This window comes from Bacillus massilinigeriensis (assembly GCF_900111815.1).
GTDB lineage: Bacteria > Bacillota > Bacilli > Bacillales > Cytobacillaceae > Mesobacillus_C > Mesobacillus_C mediterraneensis.
The window spans coordinates 1-1,702 of record NZ_LT630017.1 but is presented as its reverse complement, the minus strand read 5'-3'; the positions used below and the strand labels follow the sequence as shown (position 1 = coordinate 1,702).

At 40.5% G+C, this 1,702-nt stretch carries 2 protein-coding genes and 1 pseudogene; all 3 read right to left on the bottom strand.

Annotated elements, in window-relative coordinates; genetic code table 11:
* The coding region (locus BQ5796_RS16855; RefSeq protein WP_200792929.1) for a hypothetical protein at positions 1–254 on the bottom strand (254 nt) is incomplete at its 3' end.
* A gap of 464 nt (positions 255–718) precedes the next feature.
* A complete protein-coding gene (locus tag BQ5796_RS16850; protein ID WP_071461029.1) occupies positions 719–1,114 on the bottom strand; it encodes a CDI toxin immunity protein in 396 nt (131 codons plus the stop codon).
* Positions 1,115–1,125: 11 nt separating this feature from the next.
* Positions 1,126–1,702 (bottom strand): annotated as a pseudogene (locus BQ5796_RS18580) (hypothetical protein); the annotation flags it as partial.

Sequence of the window (1,702 nt, the reverse complement as noted above, 5' to 3'; positions counted from 1 at the left end):
TGCTGGGCTCGCTTGGCCACTTTCGGCTTTGCTTTCTTCGTTGTCCGGATTACTTTGGCGGCTGAGCGGCTTTCTTTTCTCGGACTGCTCTTAATGGATCTTGCCGGCACTGTTTTCGGCCTCTTGTATACCTTTGCGGCTACACGCTTGGCTGTTGAACGGTATGTCTTCTTGGAGACTCTCTTGACCGTCCTATATGCCTTGACTGCCCTTGAGGTTCCTTTGTAGGCTGCCTTAGCTAGCTTGGAAACCACCCCTCCTCCAGGAATGAAGTTCGAGGCGATGAAGACAGCTGCACCCGCTTTTTGGTACCACTTCGTCTTCTTGCTCCTAATCGTTCGGATATCATCTCCGATGGCATAATTGTAGGCTGCCTTTGATGCTTTTTTAATCCCTTTCTTGAGCTTCTTTAGCCACTTCGGCGCTAGGCCATCCGGGTCGATGTTATTTACAGGGTCACCTTCAGCATACAGGTAACGGTTTCTCCACCAAATAAACCTTCGCTTTTTCTACTTTAACATTACAAGCTTTGTCATTCTCGTATTTAAACGTACTTGAGTAGTATGTATGATGATTATTTTAAAATTTATATCAACCATTCTAGTATGTTTGCTAACCATCAAGGTTTTTCATTTAAGAGTCATATTGCCTTTTAACCGCAGTGGCCTTAAATTAAAAAACCTTGAAAGGCATTAAGCCAATCAAGGTTAAATCTATTTTAATTAAATCCTACTCTTACTTCACCATCATGAAATATTTCAATAACATACCCTGTAGATGGCGAAAATATCCATGTATCGAAACTTACAGCAGTAACATCATCTATAACTTTAAATACTTTATCTAAAGTAGACTGAATAATAGGTAAAGTCCCTTCGTCCCAAATTATATAAACAACCTTACTGTATTCATCCATGTTTTGGTCTAAAAAAGATATTATCTCATTGACTGTATTCACTTCAGCATGATTAGACATTTTCTCCCATTCAATACGCCCCCACTTAGCAAATGGAAATGAACTTTCAAAATCACTTAATATTTGCTCACTATTATTATCAGAAAAGACATGTACATCCTCGCCTAGTGCTTCAATACACTCATCAAATAAACTCATCTAAAGTCCCCTTATCTATTCAAATGTTTTAATAAAGATTTAAAGGTGCTTTCGTTGCCCTCAAATGGGATAGCGATTTTTTTAGCATTAGCCCCTTTACCATTACGAAAATCTTCAATATTTATATGCGTACCCTTATTAGGGTCATAATCTAATCTCCACCTTACTTTTCCGTCAGCAGACTGCCTACCAACAACTTGACCATATCCATCACTTGACTTAAGCGTACCTGTATATGGCTGTGAGTTTGATCCTAAATCTCCAGCTAGGTCTAGTGCCTTGTTTCTAGCTTGTTCATATGTTTTGACCTTATCTAATACTTGTTCTCCTTTTCCTATACCCTGACCAGCAAACTTCTGCAAATCCATCTTTACCAGTGACTTTTGTTTAGGCGGATCGAGGCTGTCTAAGTTTCCTACTTTATTTGAATTTCCTGCCCGCTTCTCTATCCTCGTTTGGGTTTTCCTTCTTGGCTGCTGGGCTCGCTTGGCCACTTTCGGCTTTGCTTTCTTCGTTGTCCGGATTACTTTGGCGGCTGAGCGGCTTTCTTTTCTCGGACTGCTCTTAATGGATCTTGCCGGCACTGTT